Origin of the sequence: Dissulfurirhabdus thermomarina (assembly GCF_012979235.1) — a bacterium.
GTDB lineage: Bacteria > Desulfobacterota > Dissulfuribacteria > Dissulfuribacterales > Dissulfurirhabdaceae > Dissulfurirhabdus > Dissulfurirhabdus thermomarina.
Genome location: NZ_JAATWC010000004.1, coordinates 132,957 through 154,699, shown reverse-complemented (window position 1 = coordinate 154,699; position 21,743 = coordinate 132,957). Strand labels below are relative to the sequence as shown.

Annotated in this window: 20 protein-coding genes; 10 read left to right on the top strand and 10 right to left on the bottom strand. The window is 72.2% G+C overall.

Annotation, left to right across the window (positions count from 1 at the left end):
- Positions 1-27: 27 nt before the first annotated feature.
- Positions 28-2,691, top strand: a complete 2,664-nt coding sequence (locus tag HCU62_RS06610) for a M16 family metallopeptidase (protein WP_163297540.1) — start codon at positions 28-30, stop codon at positions 2,689-2,691.
- Between the two features lie 367 nt (positions 2,692-3,058).
- Complete coding sequence (locus HCU62_RS06605) at positions 3,059-3,877, top strand: NAD(+)/NADH kinase (protein WP_163297541.1); 819 nt, start codon at positions 3,059-3,061, stop codon at positions 3,875-3,877.
- 109 nt (positions 3,878-3,986) lie between these two features.
- On the opposite strand, the gene HCU62_RS06600 is transcribed toward HCU62_RS06605, so the two are convergent.
- Positions 3,987-4,334, bottom strand: a complete 348-nt coding sequence (locus tag HCU62_RS06600; RefSeq protein ID WP_163297542.1) for a YtxH domain-containing protein — start codon at positions 4,332-4,334, stop codon at positions 3,987-3,989.
- On the bottom strand, positions 4,331-4,804 hold the full coding sequence (locus HCU62_RS06595) for a hypothetical protein (protein ID WP_163297543.1): 474 nt from the start codon (positions 4,802-4,804) through the stop codon (positions 4,331-4,333). Before HCU62_RS06595 ends, HCU62_RS06600 begins: the two co-directional genes overlap by 4 nt.
- A gap of 142 nt (positions 4,805-4,946) precedes the next feature.
- On the opposite strand from HCU62_RS06595, the gene HCU62_RS06590 reads away from it, so the two are divergent.
- Genes HCU62_RS06590 through HCU62_RS06580 form a run of 3 tightly spaced genes read left to right on the top strand, consistent with a single transcriptional unit; the run spans position 4,947 to position 6,720 of the window.
- Complete coding sequence (locus tag HCU62_RS06590) at positions 4,947-5,615, top strand: HAD family hydrolase (protein WP_163297544.1); 669 nt, start codon at positions 4,947-4,949, stop codon at positions 5,613-5,615.
- A gap of 6 nt (positions 5,616-5,621) precedes the next feature.
- On the top strand, positions 5,622-6,284 hold the full coding sequence (locus HCU62_RS06585; RefSeq protein WP_163297545.1) for a cation efflux transmembrane domain-containing protein: 663 nt from the start codon (positions 5,622-5,624) through the stop codon (positions 6,282-6,284).
- A gap of 4 nt (positions 6,285-6,288) precedes the next feature.
- The gene (locus HCU62_RS06580; protein ID WP_163297546.1) at positions 6,289-6,720 is read left to right on the top strand and encodes a hypothetical protein; all 432 of its coding nucleotides are present in this window, start codon (positions 6,289-6,291) and stop codon (positions 6,718-6,720) included.
- 81 nt (positions 6,721-6,801) lie between these two features.
- Here the strand turns inward: HCU62_RS06580 and HCU62_RS06575 are convergent, their stop codons facing one another.
- Complete coding sequence (locus tag HCU62_RS06575; RefSeq protein ID WP_246325331.1) at positions 6,802-7,176, bottom strand: helix-turn-helix domain-containing protein; 375 nt, start codon at positions 7,174-7,176, stop codon at positions 6,802-6,804.
- Positions 7,177-7,621: 445 nt separating this feature from the next.
- Between HCU62_RS06575 and HCU62_RS06570 the strand changes: the two genes are divergently transcribed.
- The 5 genes from HCU62_RS06570 to HCU62_RS06550 all read left to right on the top strand — a co-directional run bounded on the left by HCU62_RS06570 (position 7,622) and on the right by HCU62_RS06550 (position 12,080).
- On the top strand, positions 7,622-7,816 hold the full coding sequence (locus tag HCU62_RS06570) for a hypothetical protein (RefSeq protein ID WP_163297548.1): 195 nt from the start codon (positions 7,622-7,624) through the stop codon (positions 7,814-7,816).
- Positions 7,817-7,834: 18 nt separating this feature from the next.
- Complete coding sequence (locus HCU62_RS06565) at positions 7,835-8,980, top strand: cytochrome c3 family protein (RefSeq protein WP_163297549.1); 1,146 nt, start codon at positions 7,835-7,837, stop codon at positions 8,978-8,980.
- A 56-nt stretch (positions 8,981-9,036) separates the two neighbouring features.
- A complete protein-coding gene (locus HCU62_RS06560; protein ID WP_163297550.1) occupies positions 9,037-10,032 on the top strand; it encodes a sulfurtransferase in 996 nt (331 codons plus the stop codon).
- Positions 10,029-10,970, top strand: a complete 942-nt coding sequence (locus tag HCU62_RS06555; RefSeq protein WP_163297551.1) for a sulfurtransferase — start codon at positions 10,029-10,031, stop codon at positions 10,968-10,970. The genes HCU62_RS06560 and HCU62_RS06555 overlap by 4 nt, the downstream gene beginning before the upstream one ends.
- Positions 10,971-11,201: 231 nt before the next feature.
- Entirely contained in the window at positions 11,202-12,080 is an 879-nt protein-coding gene (locus HCU62_RS06550; RefSeq protein WP_163297552.1) for a DUF3034 family protein, read from the top strand.
- Positions 12,081-12,475: 395 nt separating this feature from the next.
- Here the strand turns inward: HCU62_RS06550 and HCU62_RS06545 are convergent, their stop codons facing one another.
- The 7 genes from HCU62_RS06545 to HCU62_RS06515 are packed head-to-tail and all read right to left on the bottom strand — an operon-like array spanning position 12,476 to position 21,736.
- Positions 12,476-13,930 (bottom strand): B12-binding domain-containing radical SAM protein, encoded by a 1,455-nt coding sequence (locus HCU62_RS06545; RefSeq protein ID WP_163297553.1) that lies wholly within the window; start codon positions 13,928-13,930, stop codon positions 12,476-12,478.
- The gene (locus tag HCU62_RS06540; protein ID WP_163297554.1) at positions 13,899-14,822 is read right to left on the bottom strand and encodes a lysophospholipid acyltransferase family protein; all 924 of its coding nucleotides are present in this window, start codon (positions 14,820-14,822) and stop codon (positions 13,899-13,901) included. Before HCU62_RS06540 ends, HCU62_RS06545 begins: the two co-directional genes overlap by 32 nt.
- On the bottom strand, positions 14,819-16,312 hold the full coding sequence (locus tag HCU62_RS06535; RefSeq protein ID WP_163297555.1) for a phytoene desaturase family protein: 1,494 nt from the start codon (positions 16,310-16,312) through the stop codon (positions 14,819-14,821). The genes HCU62_RS06540 and HCU62_RS06535 overlap by 4 nt, the downstream gene beginning before the upstream one ends.
- Positions 16,305-17,285 (bottom strand): acyl-CoA dehydratase activase, encoded by a 981-nt coding sequence (locus HCU62_RS06530; protein ID WP_163297556.1) that lies wholly within the window; start codon positions 17,283-17,285, stop codon positions 16,305-16,307. Before HCU62_RS06530 ends, HCU62_RS06535 begins: the two co-directional genes overlap by 8 nt.
- Complete coding sequence (locus tag HCU62_RS06525; RefSeq protein WP_163297557.1) at positions 17,266-18,192, bottom strand: acyl-CoA dehydratase activase-related protein; 927 nt, start codon at positions 18,190-18,192, stop codon at positions 17,266-17,268. Before HCU62_RS06525 ends, HCU62_RS06530 begins: the two co-directional genes overlap by 20 nt.
- Positions 18,189-19,289: a hypothetical protein gene (locus tag HCU62_RS06520; RefSeq protein WP_163297558.1), complete on the bottom strand. Its 1,101-nt coding sequence runs from the start codon at positions 19,287-19,289 to the stop codon at positions 18,189-18,191. Before HCU62_RS06520 ends, HCU62_RS06525 begins: the two co-directional genes overlap by 4 nt.
- Positions 19,286-21,736, bottom strand: a complete 2,451-nt coding sequence (locus HCU62_RS06515) for an MMPL family transporter (protein WP_163297559.1) — start codon at positions 21,734-21,736, stop codon at positions 19,286-19,288. Before HCU62_RS06515 ends, HCU62_RS06520 begins: the two co-directional genes overlap by 4 nt.
- Positions 21,737-21,743 lie beyond the last annotated feature (7 nt).

Sequence of the window (21,743 nt, the reverse complement as noted above, 5' to 3'; positions counted from 1 at the left end):
AATCCATGCGTCGTTCAGGGGGTGGACATGAACCTTCCATGCTGGTGTCGCGTATCGGCGGGGGTGGTGCTGGCAGCGGGGCTGCTGGCCGCGGCCCCCGCCGCCTGGGGTCTTGAGGTCATGCCGGGGGTCGAGAAGGTGCGTCTCGCCAACGGCCTGACCGCCGTGGTCCAGGAGAGCCGCCGGGCCCCCGTGGCGGCGGTCCAGGTGTGGGTCAAGGCCGGCAGCGCCTACGAGTCCGACGCCGAGGCCGGGATCACCCACCTCATCGAGCACATGATCTTCAAGGGGACCGAGCGGCGCGGCCCCGGGGAACTGGCCCGCCTGATCGAGTCCGTGGGCGGCAGTATCAACGCCTACACCTCCCTCGACTATACGGTCTACCACTGCGTGGTGCCCCGGGAACACCTCGACGCCGCCCTGGATGTCCTGGCCGACGCCGTCTTCCACGCCAAGTTCGACCCGGCGGAGCTGGAGCGGGAGAAGAAGGTCGTGCTCGAGGAGATCCACATGCGCGAGGACCAGCCGCGCACCCGGCTCTCCCGGCTGCTCCTGGCCACCGCCTACCGGGTGCACCCCTACCGACGGCCGGTCATCGGCTTCCCGAAGACGGTCCGGCGGTTCACCCGGGCGGACATCCTGGCCTACCGGGCCCGGCGCTACCGGCCTTCCCAGATGGCCGTGGTGGTGGCCGGCGACGTGGACGCCGCCCGGACCCTGGCCCGGATCGACGCCGCCTTCGGGCGGGCGCCCGCCGCCCCCCCGGCCGAGGCGTCCATCCCGGACGAGCTGCCCCAGGCCGAGCCGCGCCTGGCCCGCGAGGAGATGGACATCCAGGAGGGCTACCTGGCCCTCGGGTTTTCCGGTATCCCCGGCTTCAACGCGGCGGACGTCCCGGCCCTCGACGTACTGGCGGCGTTGCTGGCCGACGGGGAGAGTTCACGCCTCAACGTGCGCCTCCGGGACCGGGACCAGCTGGTCCACGCCGTGGACGCCTCCGCCTTCACCCCCGCCGGCCCCGGGCTCTTCGAGGTCACAGCGGCCCTGGATCCCGAGAAGGTCCCGGAGGCCCTCTCCCGCCTCCTCGAAGAGCTCTTCCGGCTGAAGTCCGAGAAGGTCCTCGACGAAGAGGTGGAGCGGGCCAAGGTCCGGGTCCGAACCGACTTCGTCAAGGACCACGAGACCATGCAGGGCGAGGCCCGCAACCTCGGGCTCTTCGAGACCCTGGCCGGCGACCCGGCGGCCGAGCGCCGCTACCTCGAGGCCGTGGACCGGGTGGGCCCGGACGACATCCGCCGCCTGGCCGAGAAGTACTTCCGCCGCCGGCACCTCAACGTGGCCATGGTGCTTCCCAAGGGGGCCGACGTCCCCGCCCTCTCCGCCGCGGATCTCGGGGCGCTGGCCGCCGACGCCGAGGACCGGGTGCGGGCCGAGGGGCCGGCCCCGAAGGAGGGCCTGGCCCACCCGGTGGTACGCCGCGTCCTCCCCAACGGGCTCACCGTGCTGGTGCGGGAGGCCCACGAGGTGCCCTCCGTCTCCGTTCGGCTGGTCTTCCCCGGCGGGACCCGCTACGAGACGAAGCGCACCAACGGGCTCTTCACCTATCTCGCCCGGTGCTGGACGCGGGGGACCGAGGGGCGCAGCGCCCGCGGCTTCGCCGAGGCGGTGGAACGGCTCGGCGGGTCCGTCAGCGGGTTCTCCGGGTGGAACACCTTCGGGCTCCAGGCCGACTTCCTGGCGAGCGGGCTGGACAAGGGCCTTTCCCTCTTCGCCGAGGCGGTGCTCGCCCCGGCCTTCTCGCCGGAGGAGGTGGAGCGGCTCCGGCCCCAGATCCTCTCCCAGATCAGCCGCCAGGAGGACTACCTCCCCAGTGTGGCCATCCGCGAGTTCCGCCGCCTCCTCTTCAGCCCCCATCCCTACGGGCTCGACCCCGTCGGGCGCCCGGCCGTGGTCCGGGCCGTGACCGCCGCACGGCTGCGAAAGGCCTACCGGGAATTCGCCGTTCCGTCCCGGGGCGTGCTCTCCATCGTGGGTGACGTCCGTACCGCCGAGGTGCTCTCCGAGGTGGAGGCCCTCTTCGGGGGGTGGGGCGGCGGGGCGGAGAAGCCGCCCCCCGAGCTCCCGGCGCCGGAGCCCCTCACCAAGCCCCGGACCGTGACCCTGAAGCGCGACAAGGAGCAGGTCCACATCGTGCTCGGCTTTCCGGGCGCCACCTTCCGGAGCCCGGATCGATTCCCCCTCGAGGTCCTGAGCGCCGTGCTCTCCGGCCAGGGAGGGCGCCTCTTCCGCCACCTGCGCGACGAGCAGTCCTTCGCCTACGCCGTGACCTCCTTCGTGGGCCTCGGCGTGGACTACGGCTCCTTCGCCTGCTACATCGCCACGGCGCCCGGAAAGCGGGACGCGGCCGTGAAGGCCCTCTGGGCCGAGCTCCTGGAGGTGGCCCGCGCGCCGGTCTCCCGGCAGGAGCTGGACCGCGCCAAGGAGTGGATCACCGGCAACTACGAGATCGGTCTCCAGACCAACGGGGCCCAGGCCATGGACCTGGCGCTCAACGAGCTCTACGGGCTGGGCTACAACTTCGGGGAACGCTACGTCCAGGAGATCCGGCGGGTGGACGCCGCCGCGGTGCAGGCCGTGGCCCGGCGGCTGCTCGACCCCGACGCCTACGTCCTGGTCCGGGTCGGCCCCTGACGATGGCGCCGATGGCGTGGCGACAATCGCCAAGCGGGGCGCTCGGCGGCGGTGCTTCAAACCCCTCGGCCTCCCCGGAGTCTCCGGGAAGGCCTCGTTCCTCGCGATGGTCGCGCCTTGTCCTCGGCGATTCTCGCCTATCCATCCTCGCGCTGTGCAGGTGGCGATTTTTTCCGATTGGCCGTTTTAAGCGGCCATCTCTCTTGATGACGTCGCCAAAAGTCGTGGGCTGCGGCGGCACTCCGGACGCCCTCGTCATGGCGGCGTATCCAGCTCCGCCCGGTTCCGCGGCATCCGTGTGCCGTGTCCTCGGCGGCGCTTACTCGGCCGTCGTCTTCTCCGGCGGCCTTCCGGGAGGGCGAGCCTGATGCGCCACGTCAGCCTCATCCGCAAGCGCGGCGCCGAGGAGGCGCCGGCCCGGGCCGCCGAGGCGGCCGCGGCCCTTCTCCGGAAGATGGGGGTCCAGGTCACCGAGGGGCGGGTGGCGCCCGGGTGCGAGGCGGTGGTGGTCTTCGGCGGCGACGGAACGCTCCTCCACGTGGCCGCCCGGGCCCACGAGCTCGGCGTGCCCATCCTGGGGGTCAACATGGGCGGGCTCGGGTTCCTCACGGAGATCCCGCTGGAGGAGATGGCCGCCGCCCTCGAGGCCCTGGTCCGCGGGGAGTGCGAGGTGGAGGACCGGATGGTGCTCGTCGCCCGGGTGGAGAGCGGCGGCGGCGAGGCGGCCCGGTTCCGGGCGCTCAACGAGGCGGTGGTGGCCAAGGGCCCCGTGGAGCGGATGATCACCCTGGATACCTGGGCCGGCGGCGACTTCCTCACCACCTACCGGGGCGACGGGCTCATCCTCGCGACCCCAACCGGGTCCACGGCCTACAACCTCTCCGCCGGGGGGCCCCTGGTCCACCCGGAGATCGAGGCGCTCGTCCTCACCCCGATCTGCCCCTTCGCCCTGAGCGCCCGGCCCATCCTGGTGCCGGGCGGCCTCGAGGTGACGGTGGGGCTCGCCCGGCCCGAGGAGGGGGTGAGCCTGGTGGTGGACGGCCAGGTACGCCGCACCTTCGCGCCGGGCGACCGGCTGCGGGTCACCAAGGCGTCGCGCCCGCTGGGGCTCGTTCGGTCCCCCCTGCGCGACTATTTCACCATCCTCCGGGAAAAGCTCGGCTGGGCCAAGGGGCCGGGGGAATAGCCACACGCGGGCCAGGCCGCGCATCCGCCCGCCGAAGCGGCGAAGCGCCCCGGCGGGCGCCGTCCTTCCGGGGCGGGGCCGGGCGGGCGGCCACCCCGGGGGCGGCCGGCTAGGCCTCTTCCTCCAGGGTCCCTTCCTTGCGCAGCTTGCCGAGCAGGCGTTCCTTCTCGCGCTCCATGGCCTCGCGTCCGGCCTCGAGGGCCGACTCGAGGATGGCCTTCTTCGTCTCCACGAGGTCCCGGCCCTTGCCGACGATCTCCTCGGTGCGCTCGCGGACCTCTTCGGCCATGCGTTGGGCCTCGCGCCGGAGCGTGTCGGCCTGGGTCCGGATGGCGTCGATGTTCTCGGGGCCCGACCGCGGGCTGAGCAGCGCGGTCAGGGCGGCGCCGACGGCCCCCCCGAGCAGGAAGGCCAGGGTGACGGATCCCGCGGTGTAGTGTCCCTCGTTGCAGCTCATGTCTCTTTCCCTCCTTTACCGGTCAACTTTTCGGAGACGACCTCCAGGGAGCGCTTGGCCCCCATGGCCATGCTGGCGACCTGGACGGCGAAGTGGGAGAGCCCCCCCCGCGTGATCCGGCTCACCAGTCGAACGGTGTCGCCCACCTCCTGGAAGGCGTCGAAGAAGCCCCGCGTCTGGGCGATGCTGCGGTTGACCTGCCCGGCCAGCTCGGCGAGGCCCTCGAGGAGGGGGGCGACGTTGCGTTCCATCTGTTCCTCTACCAGGCGGGAGAGCCGTTCCACGGAGTCCACCAGGTCGTTCAGCCGGCGGCCGGTCTCCTCGACCAGAATCTGGGTGCTGGAGGTGAGCTCGTCAACCCGTTTCAGGGTGTCGCGGAGTCGGAGGGCCAGGACGGCCACCGCCGCGGCGAGCACGGCCACGGACAGGGCGATGACCAGGAGCAGGATGTCGCTGACGTGTGCGCCCATGGGAAGCGGTCCTCCAGTGTCTCGGGGCGGCGCCGGCCGGGCCGGGCCCGGCCTCTCCCCAAGGATACGCGGACCCCGGGGGAAAGACAAGGACCACGGGGCGGGGTGGCCCCCGGCGGGCCCCCGCGGTTATAATCCCCGCATGAACGGACCGCCGATCCCGCCCGCCGCCTGTTCCGACGCCTGCGGGCATGCCGGCGTCCGGGCGGTCCTCTTCGACTTCGGCGGCGTCCTGGCCGAGGAGGGATTTCGGGAGGGGCTCCGGGCCATTGCCCGCCGGTTCGGCCTGGACCCGGAGGCCTTCGCCCGGTCGGCGGCGGACGCGGTCTACGAGACGGGCTACGTGACCGGCCGGGGAGCCGAGGCGGACTTCTGGGCGGCGCTCCGCGGGCGGTGGGGCATCCCCGGCCGGGATTCGGACCTCTCCGGAGAGATCCTCTCCCGGTTCGTGCTGCGTCCCTGGATGCTCGACTGGGTCCGGGCGGTGCGCCGCCGCGGCCTGGCGGCGGTCCTCCTGAGCGACCAGACGGACTGGCTCGAACGCCTGGATGCGGCCGCCGGTTTCGGCCGGGAGTTCGACCGGGTCTTCAACAGCTACCGGATGGGAAAGGGGAAGCGGGATGCATCGCTCTTCGACGACGTGGCGGCGGAACTGGGCCGTGCGCCCCACCGGCTCCTCTTCGTGGACGACGACGCGGGGAACGTGGGCCGGGCCCGCTCCCGCGGATGGCACGCCCACCTCTACCGGGATCGTCCCGGCTTCGAGGCCGTCATGCGCGGCATCGGGGTGTCGCTCCCCGCGCGCGGGTGACGGGTCGTGACCCCCGGCGCGCGCGATGCCCTCTACGCCCGGGCGGCCTGGCTGGCCGCCTTCACCGCGGTCTACAACCTGGCCGAGGGGGCGGTGTCCGTCTTCTTCGGCCTGGAGGACGAGACCCTCTCCCTCTTCGGCTTCGGGGTGGATTCCTTCGTGGAGGTGATCTCCGGCGTGGGGGTCTGGCACATGGCGCGGCGCATCCGCCGGAACCCGGACCGCTCCCCCGACCCCTTCGAACGCCGTGCCCTCCGCATCACCGGGACGGCCTTCTACCTCCTGGCGGCCGGCCTCGCGGCCGGGGCTGCGGCCAGCCTCGCCTCGGGGCACGCCCCGGTGACCACCTTCTGGGGCGTGGTGGTGGCCTTGGTCTCCATCGTCACCATGTGGGCCCTCATCCGGGCCAAGGTCCGGGTGGGGCGGGCCCTGGACTCCGACGCCATCCTGGCCGACGCCGCCTGTACCCGGACTTGTCTCTACCTCTCCTTCGTCCTCCTGGGGGCGAGCCTCGGCACCGAATGGACCGGGGTGGGCGGGCTCGACGCCGCCGGGGCGCTTCTCATCGCCGCCTTCGCCCTCCGGGAGGGGCGGGAGGCCTTCGGGAAGGCCCGGGGCGCCGCCACCTGCCGCTGCGCCGCCTGCGGCTGCAGCGGGGAAACCGGGTAGGGCCATGCCGCACTTCGGGCTCCTCGACGAACGGCACATGGACCCCGCGGCCGCCCTCCTCCAGCGCTCGCGCCTGCACCTTCGCGGGGCGCGGCGCCGGATCCGGCAGGGCAAGCTCGCGGCCGGGGTGTCCACCCTCTACGACACCCTGATCCACGCCATGCAGTGGCATGCCCGGGTGCACGGGGCCTCCGCCGGGCTGGACCTCGAGGACGACGCGGCCCTCTTCCGCCACCTCGCCGCCCGCGGCGCCGTCTCGCCGGGGTTCGACTTCGAGGGGCTGGCCCGCCTTACCGAGCAGGCCCTGGAGGGACGGCTCCCCCCGGGTATCGACCCAGAGGGGTGGCTGGCCGCGGTGGAGGGGGAACTGGATCGGCTCGGGGTCCTGCCCTTCGACGAGGCGGCGCTTCCGCCCGAGGACCCGGCCACCTTCTGACGGCGGCCTCCCCTCCCTCGCCGGGGCGGCGCCCGTCTCCCCGCGTCGGTCCGGCGCCTCGGCGGCCCCTCCCTTTCGGCCTCAGGGCTCCGCGAACATGTCCAGGATCTGCCCCAGGACGTGGCACTCCTTGCAGATGCGCATCTTTTCGTCCCAGTTTCGGTGGGCGTTACATTCGCAGACCGTTCCGCTGATGAACCAGCAGAGCCGCCCCGCGTTGAACTCCCAGGCGGGGCAGCAGCGCCGCCGTTCGTCGGGGCAGTCCTTGGCCTCCCAGCAGGGAGTCATGCCCTCCGCGAGGCCCCGCCTGGAGGCGATGAGGAAGTAGACCTGCCGCTCCACGTGGGGAGGGACCCGCCGCCAGCCCTGCTCGTAGCTGCAGACCGCCTTCAGGGAGATCCCGAGGAGCTCCGCCATCTGCTTCTGGGTCTTTCCGAGGAGCCGCCGGGCCCTCATGAAGTGAGTGCCGTCCATTGTCTCCGGGCCTCGATCGGGCCGTCGCCGGTCCGGGGATCCAGGATACCAGAATCGGGGAGGCGCGGAAGCCCTCTTCCCGTCCCGGCGCATGGTGGCGCTGCGAGAATGCACCGAAACCCGGGATGATCCGGGTGACCTCGCCCGTTCGGCGGCCCGCGGCCCGCCCCGTTCCCCGACGTCCTCGCGCCGGCATCCGGGATCTCTGCCCGGCCATCCCCCCGGAGCCTTTTTGCGAGGGCGGCACGGCATCCAGCGATAAAAAAACAATAAAAAGATAAAAAAGTATAAATATTTTCATAAAACAACGGTAAATCCAGATAAATAAAAATTCTTGACATAAAAACCGCGTTCATTTATGAAAATCCCAGTTGAGTACCACAACGTGGTATTAACGGCCCGACGGCCAAGAGGAGGTGACGTGCCCATGGAACGCAACATGATGAAATCACTCGTGACCTTGGCGGTGATGCTCTTTGGCGCCGGGCTTCCGGCCCCAGTCCGGGCGGTCCAGGCCGGCGATGCCGACTCCGGGGCCTGCATCGCCTGTCACGCCGACCTGGAGCGCATGGACGAGTTCGGGGCCAAGGCGGCGGCCGCGGCCGCCGGGGTGGCCGGCTGAGGCGTATCCGCCCCCCAGTTGAGGGGCAGGGACACCTACGGGGTGGCCAGGGACTTTCTCGAGACCCCCCACGGGGAGCTCGGCTGCCGCTACTGCCACAAGGGGACCAATGCGAGCGACAAGGAGGCGGCCCACGAGGGCCTGGTGAAGGACCCGTCGGAGGCGGGCGGCGGCGGGGTGTGCGCCGAGTGCCACGAGGAGATCGCCGCCACCTTCAAGGACTCCATGCACTACACCCTGAAGGGCATCCTCGACATCGTGGGCACCATCACGAGGCCCCACGAGATGCAGGAGACCCTCCTCCCGGCCGCCTGGAGCCTCGATTGCGCCAACTGTCACGCCAGCTGCGGCAGCTGCCACGTGGCCTGGCCCAAGGTGTCCAAGGGCGGCCTCATCGACCGGCATCGCTTCCAGAGGCGCCCCCCCATGGAAAAGACCTGCTTCGGCTGCCACGGCTCCAGGTTCGCCGGCGAATACGTGGGCTTCCTGGGGACCACCGCGGACGTCCACTACGAGAAGGGCCAGATGGAGTGCGACGACTGCCACCGGGGCTCCCAGCTCCACCACACGCGGCCCGGGGACGCCAAGCGTTATTACGCCACCGAGACCCCCCGGTGCGAGGACTGCCACCCGGACGCCCGGCCCGGGAGATCCAAGGTGGCCATGCACAACGCCCACGGGGAAAACGAGCTGGCCTGCCAGGTCTGCCACGCGAACCGGTACTTCAACTGCCAGGACTGCCACGTGTCCCTGGACGTCAAGGAGGAGGGCAAGGTCGAGGTCATCTTCCCGTCCGAGCCGCTCTTCACCTTCAAGATCGGCAGGAACATCGATCGGAGCCCGGCCAACCCGTACCGGTACAACCTCGTCCGGCACACTCCCATGCGGAAGGATTCCCTCGCCTCGCTGCGGTGGTTCCAGGCCACCCTCACCGGCAAACCCGGACCGGAGGATCTCGTCGCCAACTACGACGCCCTCCCCACATGGAACTCCGCGGCGGTGCACAGCATCCAGAGGCGGACCCCGCAGAACCGGTCGTGCAACGCCTGCCACGGGAAGCGGGAACTCTTCCTGACCGGGGACGATCTCCGTCCCGGGGACCCTGCGGCCAACCGCCGGATCGTCGTGGACCCGGTCCCGGCGCGGATCGAGGGCAGAAGATGATGGCGGCGCGGACCGGGCGAACGGGTGGACCGGGTGAAGGAGGCGGCGCAGTGGACATGAAGAAAAGGACCGGATTCGGAAGCGGCGTGATCGGCTGGCTGGTGTGCCTGGCCATGGGCCTGGCCCCCGGGGCGGCCGCGGGCGGGGCCCCGCCCCTCGTGGACACGGCCTGGCTCGCCGGGCACCTCGGCCGAAAGGGCCTCGTGGTGATGGACGTACGGACCGAGGCCAACTACGCCTTCGCCCACATCCCGGGGGCGGTGAGCGTGCCCTACGGGGAGATGGAGCCACCGGGGGACGAGGGCGAGCTCCTCATGGTGCCCGAGGGCGAACTCACCGACCTCCTCCAGGAGGCCGGGGTGAACCGCGACTCCCACGTGGTGGTCTATGCCCACGGGAACACGGTGAGCGACGCCTCCAAGGCCGGGGCCGTCTACTGGATCCTCAAGGCCAACGGGCTCGAACGGGTCTCCATGCTGAACGGGGGCTTCACGAAGTGGACCTTCGAGGGCCGGAAGGTGGTCAAGGACGAGCCGGCGCCGCGCAGGGGGGACTTCGTCGCCCGGCGCGACCCGCGCGCGATCGCCGGCCTCGACGACGTGCGGCGCGCCATCGCCGATCCGCGCACCTTCCTCGTGGACGCCCGGAACCCGGACCAGCACTTCGGCCACACGAAGCGCGCCGACGTCGCCTGCTACGGGCACATCCCCTCGTCGGTGAGCCTGCCGGCGGCCTATCTCACGAATGCCGGGCGCAACCGGGCGCCAGCCACCCTGAAGGACGAGGCCGTCCTCGAGGCCTTGGCCCGCGGCGTGGGGCTCCCCGCGGACAAGGGGGCCGGGATCATCGTCTACTGCAACACCGCCCAGTTCGCGGGCATCGACTACCTCGTGCTCCACGACGTCCTCGGCTACGAGAACGTGCGGGTCTATGACGGGTCCATGCTGGAGTACTGCCGGCGGCGCGGGGACCTTCCCCTGGAACGCTTCTCGTGGGGGCGGCCTTCCGGCCGGGCCGCCGGCCCGGATGACGACAGGAGGCGACGGAGATGAAGACGACGATCCATGCCCTGATCGCGGCCGCCTGCGCCGCCGTGTTCCTTTCGTGCGCCGGGCCCGCCCCGGCCCACGATCCGCTGGTCACGGCTCAGTGGCTCGCCAAGCACCGGGAGGACCGCGGGGTGGTCGTCCTGGACGTGCGGACCTTCTCCCGGTACGGGCAGGGCCACATTCCGGGGGCGGTGCAGGCCTTCGGCCCCTGGCAGACCATGGATGAACGGTTCCGGGGCTTCATGATGCCGCCGGTGGGGGAACTGGCGGCGAGGTTGCGCTCCTATGGGGTGCGAAACGACGCCTTCGTGGTGATCTACGACCAGGGCGTCACCGCGGAGGATACGGCGCGGAGCGCCCGGGTCCTGTGGACACTGGAGACCCTGGGCCACGGGAAGGCCGCCCTCCTGGACGGCGGTTTCGAGGCCTGGCGCCAGGCCGGACTCCCGGTCACGAAGCGCCCCGCCGTGCCGGAGCCGGGAGACTTCGTCCCCGCCGTCGCGGCCGACCGGCGCATCGGCCTGGACGAGGTCAAGGCGCGGCTGCGTTCCGGCACGGCGGTCTTCGTGGACCTCCGGGACATGGACGCCTACATCGGCCACGAGAAGAAGGCCCACGTCGCCCGCTACGGGCACCTGAGGGGCGCCATCCCCATGCCGGCCGCCTATCTCACCCTCGGCGGCCAGGCCTTCAGCCCATCCGTCTTCCGGCCCAGGGAGGAACTCCAGGCCATCGCCCGGGGGATCGGCCTCCCGGAGGATCGCTCCGCGGAGATCGTGGTCTACAGCGACCACGGCCTCAGGGCCGCCCTCGGCTACTTCGTGCTGCGCGACCTCTTGGGCTACCGGCGGGTGCGGCTCTATGACGGATCGGTGCTCGAGGTCGCCTCCGACACCGCGGTCCCCATGGCGGTCAACGGTTTCGGTTTCTACGAGCGCTGAGGCGCCTGCGGCCGCCCCGCCTGCCCGGGGGAGGCCCATCGACAACCCATGATGGCGTCGCCAAAAGTCGCGGGCTGCTGTGTTGCTCCGGATGTTCCCGTCATTTCGGCGTAGCTCAACTACGCCTCATTCCACAACATCCTTGCGCCGTGCATTTGGAGATTCTTGCTGAGCCGTCCACATCAGAGGACTTTTTACGAGGCCATCAACCCATCGGAGAGGAGGAAGCCCATGAGAAAGATCGTGTCCCTGTCCCTGTTCCTGGGGCTCTGCTGGTGCCTGGAGGGGGCGGCCCTGGCCGGCGCCCCGCTCACCAACTTCGAGGGCGTGGGCGGGTGCGCCCTGAATCCCTTCGCCTACGTCGCCAACCCCGTCAAGGGGGAGGCGGGCGGGCTGCTCGGGAGCCGGGCGGTCTCCCGGCCCCAGGTCGGGGTCTGGACCGCTGGGCTCACCGAGTCGGACATCGACTGGTGGTCCGTGGGGGCGAACATCGCCTTCTTCAACCGCCTGGAGCTGGGCTACAGCCACGAGTTCGTGGATATCGAGGGCATCGAGAACGTGGACAAGGACAACCTCTCCCTGAAGGTCAACCTCGTGCAGGAGGGCGGGTTCGGGATCGGTCTCCTGCCCGCCGTCTCCGCCGGCGCCATCTGGAAGCATACCGAGTTCAGCGCGGCGCCGGCCCGCGACGTCACCGACGTCGACGGCTACGTCGTGGCCACCAAGATGTTCGGCGCCCTTCCCGTCCCGGTGATCCTGAACGCCGGCCTCCTCTGGACCAAGGGTTACGTCCGGGGCGTGCTGGGCTTCGGCGACGACCGGGACACGGTCTTCTTCGGCAACGTCGAGACCGTGCTCCCCGGCGGGTTCATCGTGGGCTGGGAGTACCAGCAGGACGCCGACGTGGGCAGGGTCATCGAGGGGGATGCCACCCGGTACACGACCCACTCCATCTGGGAGGCCCACGCGGCCTACATGCCGAACCCGAATCTCACGCTGGTGGCCTCCTACGCGGACACGGGCGACCGGACCTACCGGAAGACCGCGCCGCTCCAGAAGCGGGCGGCCTTCGGGAGGGCCTACGTCCTCTCCATCCAGTACGCCTTCTGAAGATGGCGTCGACCTTTGGCGGGCCGGCCAGGAGTCCCGCCTCCCTCGGCCTCCCCCGCACCGGGGGAGGCCTTTTCGATGATGGCGCCGCGGGCATCACCAAGCGGGACGCTTGCGGCATAGAGGATTATAGAAGATGGCCCCGTAAAAAGCCCTCCGAGTGGATGGCTCGGCAAAAATCGCCAAATGCACGGCGCGAGGATATCGAGGAATGAGTCGTACCGAGCTCCGCCGCAATGACGAGAACATCCGAAGAGCGCCGCAGCCCGCGACTTTTGGCGACGCCATCCTAGAACCGAATTCCAAGAGTACCACCACCGAAGGCCCCTTTCCGCGCGGGCCGGGGGCCGACCCTCGATCCCAGAAGGGGAGACCGAAGGGCACGTTGGCGCGTCTCAGGGGGCGGCGGCGAGGAGGTCCGGCGGCGGGGGCTCGTAGTTGGGCTGCACCCATTCCCTTCGGCGCGCCTCGTACCAGGCGTAGCGCATGATGAGACGGTAGGCCATGCGGATGAAGGGATTGGGAGAGAAGAGCATCTTGCGGAAGATCACCGGCCGTGTGTAGTAGCGCCGCAGGTACTTCTTCTGGAGGGCGAGGATCTCGTCGCGGCTGTAGGCGGCGTTGGACATCACGGGGTGCATGAAGTCGTAGCGCGAGAAGTCGTGCTCCTCGATCCGGCCCTGCTCCATGGCGGCCCGGTGGTAGCGCGTCCCGGGCAGCGGGGTGGTGATGCACAGGACGAGGAAGTCGCCGATCTCCGAGACGAAGTCGCAGATGGCCCGGAGCGAGGCCTCCGTGTCGTGGACGTCGCCGAACATCACGTTGGTCATCACCATGATCCCGTGGGAGCGGAGGAGCGAGGCGGCCTCCCGGATCTGTTCCGCGTCCTGGTTCTTCGTGTAGTTCCGGAGGGTGTCCGGGTCGATGCTCTCGATGCCCAGCATGACCTCGTAGAGGCCGAGGCGCCGGTAGTCGGCCAGGAGGTCCCGGTCGCGGAGGATGTCTTTGACGCGGGACTGGAACCAGAAGTCGCACTTGAGGCCCGAGCGCCCCAGGCTCTCCAGGAAGGCTTCGTTGCGCTCCCGGCTCTGGTTGAAGGAGTTCTCGTTGAAGACGAAGAGCGACTTTCCGTACCGGCGGTGGAGCTCCTGCATCTCCTCCACCACCAGGGGGCCGCTCCGGCCCCGCCAGGTGGCCCGCCAGAGGGCCGACTCGGAGCAGTAGGCGCAGTGGTCCCCGCAGCCGCGGCTGGTGGAGATCCCCACCGCCCGCCGGCCCATGCCGTGCAGGTTGTAGGTGGGGGCGTCGAGGTCCACCCGGTGGTAGGCGGGCATGGGAAGGGCGTCCAGGTCGGCGATGGGGGCGCGGGGCCCCGTCCGGGTCACCCCGCCGCCGTCCCGGTAGGCCACGCCGGCCACGGGGCAGGCGCCGTTGCCGCCTCCCCGGAGCCACCGGAGGAGTTCCAGGAAGGTGACCTCGCCCTCCCCCAGGACCACGTAGTCGAGCTCGGGCACCGTCTCCAGCACCAGGTCGGCGTTCAGCGTGAAGTGCCCGCCGCCCCCCACGATGACGGCCCGGGGGAGCACCCGGCGCACCAGGCGGACGGCGGCGCAGGCGTCGTGGTGGAAGGTGGCCGCCTGGCAGGTGACGCCCACCACGTCGTAGGCCCCGGCCCGGAGCCGGGCGGCCAGGTCCGTCCACGGGTGGGGGAGGGTGGTGGCGTCGAGGAGGTGCACGTCCTCCCCCTCGCGCTCCAGGTAGGCGGTGAGCGCCATGAGCCCCGGCGAGGGCATCCAGAGGCGGAGGGCGCCGAAGATCTTATGGGGTGGGTCGAGCAGCAGGGTCTTCACAACCGTATCGGCTCCAGTAATCGAAGAAGTGGTACCACTGGTCGGGGTGGCGGGCGATGACGCGTTCGAAGGCCGCGGCCAGTTCCTGGGTCTTTTCCGCCAGCACCGCCTCGCCCCGCTGGTTGGGGCGGCGGACGACCTCGACGGGCGTCTCCATCCAGGCCCGGTAGCGGTTGTCGGGCCGGAGCACCACGAAGACCGGGATGATGGGGGCCCCGGTGGCGAGCGCCAGGGCCGCCGCGCCGGCGGGGAAGAAGGTCCGCCGGCCGAAGAAGGTGACCGGGACGCGTTTGCCTCCCTCCCAGCGGTCGCCCAGCATCACCACCACCTTGTTCTCCCGGAGCAGCCGGGCGAGCTTCAATACCGTGCCCGGGTCGTCGGGGGCGATGTGGACCGTCTCGATCCCGAGGCGGCCCCGGACCCGGTCGCGGTATTCCTGGACGCGGGATTCGTGGTCGGTGAGGGTGAGGGCGGTGACGGAGAGGCCCCGGAAGGCCAGGCTCAGCCCCCCGAGCTCCCAGTGGCCCAGGTGGGGGGTCACCAGGATGGCGCCCCGGCCCCGGTCGAGGGCCGCCCGGATGTGGGCGGTACCGGCCTCCTCGGCGATGACCCGGGGGAGGGTCCGGGGGGTGATCCAGCTGATCCGCACATAGTCCACGAGGTAGAGGCCGTAGTTCCGGAAGACGTTCCGGGCGAGGCGGCGCACCCGGGGGGCGTCCGGGGGGAGACCCAGGACGACGGCGAGGTTGCCCTGCACGATCCGGCGCATCCGGCCCCAGGCCAGGAAGAAGAGCTTCGAGACCGCGCGGTTCTGCCAGACCTGCCAGAACCGGGGCGTGGTCCGGGCGAAGACGTAGAAGAGCAGCAGGTAGAACTTCCTCGGCAGGATCATCTTCCGGCGGCCTCGGTGATGGTGTCCGCGGCGAAGAGCCCGGACAGGGCGCTTCCCACGATGCCGTGGGACGGGTGGGTATAGTGGCCCACCCAGAGGAGCCGGTCAAGGGCCGTCCGGTTCGGGGGGCGGAGGGGGCCCACCTGGTCCACGGCGGCGTCGAGGCCGTACATGGCGCCTTCTTCGTTGCCGGTCCGGCGTTCCAGGGTCATGGGGGTGGCCCGCTCCACGAACCGGGCCGGGCCCCTGAGGTCCACCCCGGCCAGGGACCGGATCTCGCCGAAGATCCGGTCCTCCAGCCGCGACAGGGCCGCCGCCTCGCCGTACCGGTGGCGGAAGCGGCCGGCCGGCGGGGCGTGGACGAGGACCTTCACCGAGTGGTGGCCGGGGGGCGCAAGCCCCGGATCGAGCAGGGAGGGCGTGGTGATCACCACGTGGAGCCCTTCTTCCATGGACCCCTCGGCCAGGGCCGCCGCCGCGCGCTCGAGGTCGGCGTCCGTCTGGATGGAGACGAAGTAGGGCCAGTCCGGGGGAAGGGCGTCGGACGGGAGCCCCAGGTAGAAGAGGAGGGCGGAGGCGGAGGGCCGGAGCCGCTTCGCCCGGTGGAGCCGGCCGTAGGGATGCCGCCCCCCCGGGAGCAGGCGCCGGGCGGCGAAGAGGTTCGAGGCCCCCACCACCCAGTCGGCGTCCGCCGTCCCGCCCGAGGCGAGGCGAACGCCCGCGGCGCGCCGCCCGTCCGGGGAGAGCCGGATCCCGGCGACCCGGGCCCCGAGGTGGAGCCGCCCGCCGGCCCGGGCCAGGGCCCGGGCCAGGGCCCCGGACAGGGCCTCCATCCCGCCCCGCGGGTAGAAGACGCCCTCCCGGAGGACCTTGGCCCAGAGCACCGCCACGAAGGGGTAGGAGAGGCGGCTCGGCGGCAACGTGGTGGGCAGCGCCGAGAGCGCCAGCCAGAGGTCCGGGGCCCCGGGGAAGAGGCGGCCGAGGACCCGGGCGTGGGAGGCCCGGGCGTAGCGGAGGATCCGGGGGAAGAAGAGGGGAAAGAGGGCGCGTTTCCACCCCGGGGCCTCGTCGAGGGCGAGCAGCTCCCGGCCGAGCCGCTCCGTGAGCCGGGCGTAGCGGGCCAGGGCCTCCCGGTGCCCCGGGAACCGGGCCGCGACGCCCTCGAGGTAGGCGCGGGGGCTCCGGTAATCGAGGCGCAGGTCGAAGCCGGGGTAGACGTTCCGGATCTCCGGGATGGGAAGGAAGGCGACTTCGTCCCGGGCGCCGGCCGCCTCGAGGACCCGGGTGAGGGCCCCGCCCGGGCCGCAGGCGGCGAGGAAGGCCCCGGTGGCGTCGAAGTAGAATCCGTGGCGCCGGAACCCGGTGACGTAGCCTCCCGGCCGTTCCCCCGCCTCGAAGACGTCCACCTCGAAACCCCGCCGGGCCAGGACGGCCCCGGCGGCGAGCCCCGAGACGCCGGCCCCGATCACGGCGACGCGCCGGTCAGCCACGCGGGCCCTCCACCGCCCCGGACCAGCGCCCGCACCGGTCGTTCCAGAACGAGACGGGCCGCCCGTCCCGGTGGAGGCGGAGCACCGAGCAGGCCTCCTCGCACCGGCGGCAGACGAAGCTGTCCACCCGGAACTCTCGTTCCAGGAGCTCGTAGCCGAGGAAGGGGGGCCGCTCCCCGTCGGCGGCCGCGGCCAGCAGCGCGGCGCCGTAGGCCCCGGCCACGCCGTGGTGGGGCGAGACCTCGAAGGAAAGCCCCGTCTGGCGCTCGAACTCCCGCACGATGCCCGCGTTGGCCGCCACCCCGCCCTGGAAGACCACGGGGGCCTCCAGGGCCTTGCCTCGGGCCACGGAGGCCAGGTAGTTCCGGACCAGGGAGCGGCAGAGGCCCGCCACGATGTCCGCCACCGGGAGGCCGATCTGCTGCTTGTGAATCATGTCCGTCTCGGCGAAGACCGTGCAGCGGCCGGAGATGGGGGCGGGGTTCTCCGAGGCGAGGGCGAGGGCTCCCATCTCCTCCACCCGGAGGCCGAGGCGCCCGGCCTGCTGGTCCAGGAACGAGCCCGTTCCCGCGGCGCAGACGGTGTTCATGGCGAAGTCCACGGCGAGGCCCTCCCGGACCAGGATGATCTTCGAGTCCTGGCCGCCGATCTCCACCACGGTCCGAACGGCCGGGTTGATGCGGACGGCCGCCAGGGTGTGGGTGGTGATCTCGTTCTTGGCGATGTCGGTGTTGACGAGACGCGCGGCCAGGGCCCGGCCGCTCCCGGTGGTGGCGGCCGCCAGGACGCGGGGCCGGCCGAGGTCCGCCGCCAGCCGCCCCATGGCTTCGCGCAGGGCGGCCAGGGGGTTTCCGTGGGTGCGCAGGTAGTAGCCGGCCAGCAGCGCCCCGGTTCCGGCCTCCAGGGCCACCACCTTGGTGGTCACCGACCCCACGTCGATGCCGAGGTGGATCTCAGGCGTGTGCGGTGCCATCGACGATGTCCAGGAAGGCCTCGACGCGGGTGGCCACGTGCTCGTGCTGGGTGTGCTCGTCCACCACCAGCACCATGAACGGGACCCGCCGCGCCAGATCCTTGTGCAGGGCGGCCAGCTCCAGGCGGAGCAGGGCGTCCACCCCGCAGTTGAAGGCGATGAGGTAGATCAGCCCGGCCGCCGGCCGGACCTCGGTGAAGTGGCGGAAGGCCCCCAGGCATTCCCGGGCCCCCCGCCAGTAGAGCACCTTGGCGTAATAATCCCGGTCGCGGGCCAGGCGGTCAAGGGTCCGGAAGGGGAGGCCCTCCGGGGTCACCACCCGGAACCCCGCCCGCCGGACCAGGTCCGGCACCCCCTTGTGGAGGGCCGGGGTCGAAAGGATGTAGGGGTGCCCCACCAGGGCGATGGCCCGGCGCCGGCCGTCTTCGGCCCGGGGCGGGGCCGTCCCCGGTGCCGGCCGGGGCGGCTGCGCCCGCGCCGCCTCGGCGCGCCGCCCCCCGGGCAGCCGGCGGAGCTCCCGGATCACGGCCTCGAAGGCGGCCTCGGCGTCCCGGCCGTCCGCCACCTCCACCGCCGGGGCGGCCATGGGCGGTTCCTCCCCGTGGAGGCGTCGCCAGTTGAGGGCCACGATGTCCGGCAGCGCCCGGAAGTTGGGGCACATGAGGTGACCGTCGAGCCGGAGGAGCCGGGGCAGGACCAGGGCGTCCGACTCGGCCAGGAGCCCCAGGGCGGAACGGATCATCCGCTTGTAGGGGTAGCAGGCGTCGCCCTCCGAGAGCGGGGGGGCGGCGGGCGCCCGCGCCGGGGCCCGGCGGATCCGGGCCCCCGGGAAGGCCGCCTCCAGGCGCCGCTCCAGTTCCCGGGCCCACGGGAACCCGAGGAGTTCTCCGGGGAGGCCCACGATCATGCCATCCGGCCCTCCCGGCGAAAGCGCATGACGTCCACGAAGGCCTCGGCCAGGGTGTCGAGGCGCGGCCCCATGTCCTGGCGGTCGAGGACGAGACCGAGGACGGGGAGGCCCAGCTCCGCCCCCACCGCCGAGAGCACCGTGGCGGCGTTGGTCTCGGGCATGCACGAGAAGGGATAGACGTGGACCACCCCGTCGAAGCCGGACCGGTGGGCGTCCACGGCCTCCGCCACGGAGAAGTTGCACTCGGCGCCCACGTCGGCCTTGAGCCACGGCCGGGCCAGCTCCAGGAGCCGGGCCCGCTCCCGTTTCACCGACGGGTCCAGGCGGGAGCCGCGGCGGATGTGGGTGCTGAAGTAGGACGAGCGGTGCACCTCCACGCCGAGGTGGCCCAGGCGGCGCTCGATGTCCATGTTGATCCCGGGCTCGAGCACCGTGTAGACCTCCCCCACCATCCGCACCCGGAGGGGGCGTCGGCCGGTCTCGGGGAGCCGGTCCAGGGCCTCGAGGGTCCGCCGGGCGGCGGCGGCCGATTCCCGCCGGGTCCGGGCCTGGTCCAGCTCCCGGAGTCCGGCGGCGAGCCGGGCGTCCACCTCGGCGGGGGCCGCGGCCACGGCCCGCTTGCGCGCCGCGGCGCGTTCCATCTCCTCGCACCGGCGCATCTTTTCCCACCCCAGGAGCAGGGCCCCGGGGAAGCGGGCGTAGTTCGAGGGCCGGAGCTCGTGCTTGAGGTGCCGGGCCTCGTCGTGGTTCTGGAGGAAGGCCTGCCAGTTGAAGACGCCCGGGATGGTGAGCCACCGAAAGCGGTAGCCGAGGTCCCGAAGGGTGAGCTTGATGACCCGGTCGTAGAGGCCGAGGCGGCACGGCGGGCCGCTGCCCACCATGACGATGGTGTCCGCCCCGGCCTCCAGGGCCTCGACGAAGTTGCCCAGGATGATCTTGAGCGGGAGGCACACGGACTCGTTGGTGTGGAACTCGCCGAGCTCCCGGGTGCGCTCCGTGGTGGGCGGGGGCAGGACGTAGGGGATGCCCGCGGCCTCGGCGATGGCCTTGCAGAAGATGTGCATGCTGCCCAGGTTGGGGAAGGTGATCCTCATCTCGGCCCCCTTCCGCGGGCGCCCGCCGCTTCCCGCAGGCGGAGGAGGGCGGGGAGGGTGACCGCCGAGAAGAACCAGGCCGCCAGGATGCCGGCGATGGTGACCAGTCCCATGCCGCGGAGCAGCGGGTGCGAGGCCAGGGCGAGGCTCCCGAAGCCGAGGCAGGTGGTGAGGGTGGTCAGCAGCACCGAGCGCCCGGTGGTGGCCAGGGTCGCGGCCACGTCGCCTTCCTCGGCGTAGCGGCGAAGGACGTGGATTCCGTCGTCCAGGCCGATCCCCAGCACCAGGGGCACCACCATGAAGTTGAAGAGGTTGAAGGGGATGCCGGCAAGGCCCATGAGGCCCAGGGTCACCACCGAGGCCAGGGTCACCGGCACCGCGGCCATGGCCACGGGGCCCGGCCGTCGGAAGAAGGCGAAGAGCAGGCCCAGGATGAGGGCCGCCGCGAGCAGCACCGAGTCCCGGACCTCGCCCCGGACGGAGCCCAGCAGGCCCCGAAGCGCCGTGTCGGGGTCGAAGGCCTCGGCCCCCGGGGCCCGATCGGCCAGCCGCCGGGACAGGTCCCCCAGCCCTGACGGGGTCCGCAGCGCGACCCGGGCGATGCCCTGGAGCCCGCCCGGGGTCCGGCGGAAGAAGGCGTGGAAGGGGCGGGGGAGTTTCTCGAGGTCCCCGGGGCCGAGGAGCGTCTCCGTGTCATCCGGCCGGGCGAGCGCCTCGAGGAAGGCCTCGGTCAGGGGGAAGTCCCCCGGCCGGAAACCGGCGCGGGCCAGGGCCGCCCGGGCGTTGGCGGCCAGGGCCGGGGGGAGCCGCGGGGGCCGGCCCCGGGTGATCCGGGTGAGGGAGGCCCAGGAGCGGATCCGGCCCTCGGCCTGGAGGTCCTCGAGGACCCCGTCCACGGTCCGCCCGATTTCCCAGAAACGGGCCGGGTCCCGGGCCGTCCAGGTCACGAAGGCGCCGGCGCCGGCGCCGAAGGCCGCGCGGATCTCCTCCTGGACCCGGATGGAGGGGAGGTCGGCCGGGTGGAGCGACCTGGGGTCGTGCTCGATACCCACCCGGAAGAGGCCGGGGATGGCGGCGGCGAGCACCAGGGCGGAGGCCGCGGCCGCGGCCCGCGGCCGGTCGGCCACCAGGCGGCCCAGGCGGTCCATCCCCAGGCGGCCCAGGTGCCCGGCGGGCCGCTCCCCGGACCGGGCCCGCCAGAGGAGCCAGGCGGGCAGGGCCCACAGGATGGCCGCAAGGCAGAAGAGGAGGCCCAGGTCCACCAGCCAGGCCACCTGGTGGAGGACGGGGATCCCGGAGCAGAAGAGGACCGCGAAGGCGGCCGCGGTGGTGAGCCCTCCCACGGCCACGGGGGGGCCGGTCCGGAGGACGGCGGCCTCCACCGCGGCGGCGGTGGCGCGGCCCCGCTGCCTTTCCACGAGGTAGCGGTCGTAGACGTGGATGGCGAAGTCGATGCCGAGACCGAGGACCACCGCCGAGAAGGCCGCGGCCATGAGGTGCACCCGGCCCGCCACCAGGGCGAGGGCCCCCAGGGCGAGCTGGAGCCCCACCCCCAGGGGCAGCAGCACGAAGGCCAGGACGGCGGGGCTCCGGTAGGCGAGGAGGAAGAGGAGCGAGATCCCGATCCCGGACCCCAGGAGGCAGGCGAGGAGGTCGTGCCGGAGGAGTGCCTCTTCCTCCACGGCCACGGCGAAGCCCCCGGTGATTCCCCGGAAGGCGGGGCCCAGGCCGGCCGCCGCCGTCCGGGTCATCCGGAGCAGCCGCCGCGCCGCCGCCCGCCTCTCCGGCGCGAGGGCCGGGACGCACGCCACGAGGAGGGCCGTTTTGTCCGTGGAACGGAGCAGGGGTCCCGGGGCGAAGGCCAGTCCCGCCTGGAGGCCCCGGAGCTTGTCCATGAGGAGGGCCCGGAGGTTCAAGGGGTCCCGGGCGGCGATCGCCGCCGCCGCGTCGGCCCCCGGGGCGGCCAGGAAGGCCAGGGAGCGGTGGAGTTCCCGGTCGAGGGCCGCCGGCGAGGCGAGCCGCGCCCGGAGCGCCTCGGCGTCCCGGCCGGTGAGAAAGAGGCGGGGGCGGCGGAGGTAGGTCTCGAGGATGGCCGGGAGGTCGCCTGCTCCAGCCGCCTCGGCCTTTTCCAGGGTCACGGAGCGGAAGGCGGGCCGGCCCTCGATCCGGAGGGCCCGGAGACGGTCCACCACCCCTCGCGCCCGGGCCACGAGCCCGTCGGGATCCCGCTCGTCACGAAAGAGGAGGTAGAGGCGGTCCGGGCCGCCCGAGGTCCGGGCGGCGTGGACGAGCACCGCCACGGGCCCCTCGGCCGGGAGGGCGTCGAAGATGTCGCGCTCGAAGCGCAGGCGTCCCGTGGCCAGCACCGAGGCCGCCACCAGGAGGGCGAAGGCCGCCAGCGCCGCCCCGGGCCGCCGCGCGATGAGCCGGTAGAGGGAGCGGCCCATGGGCGCC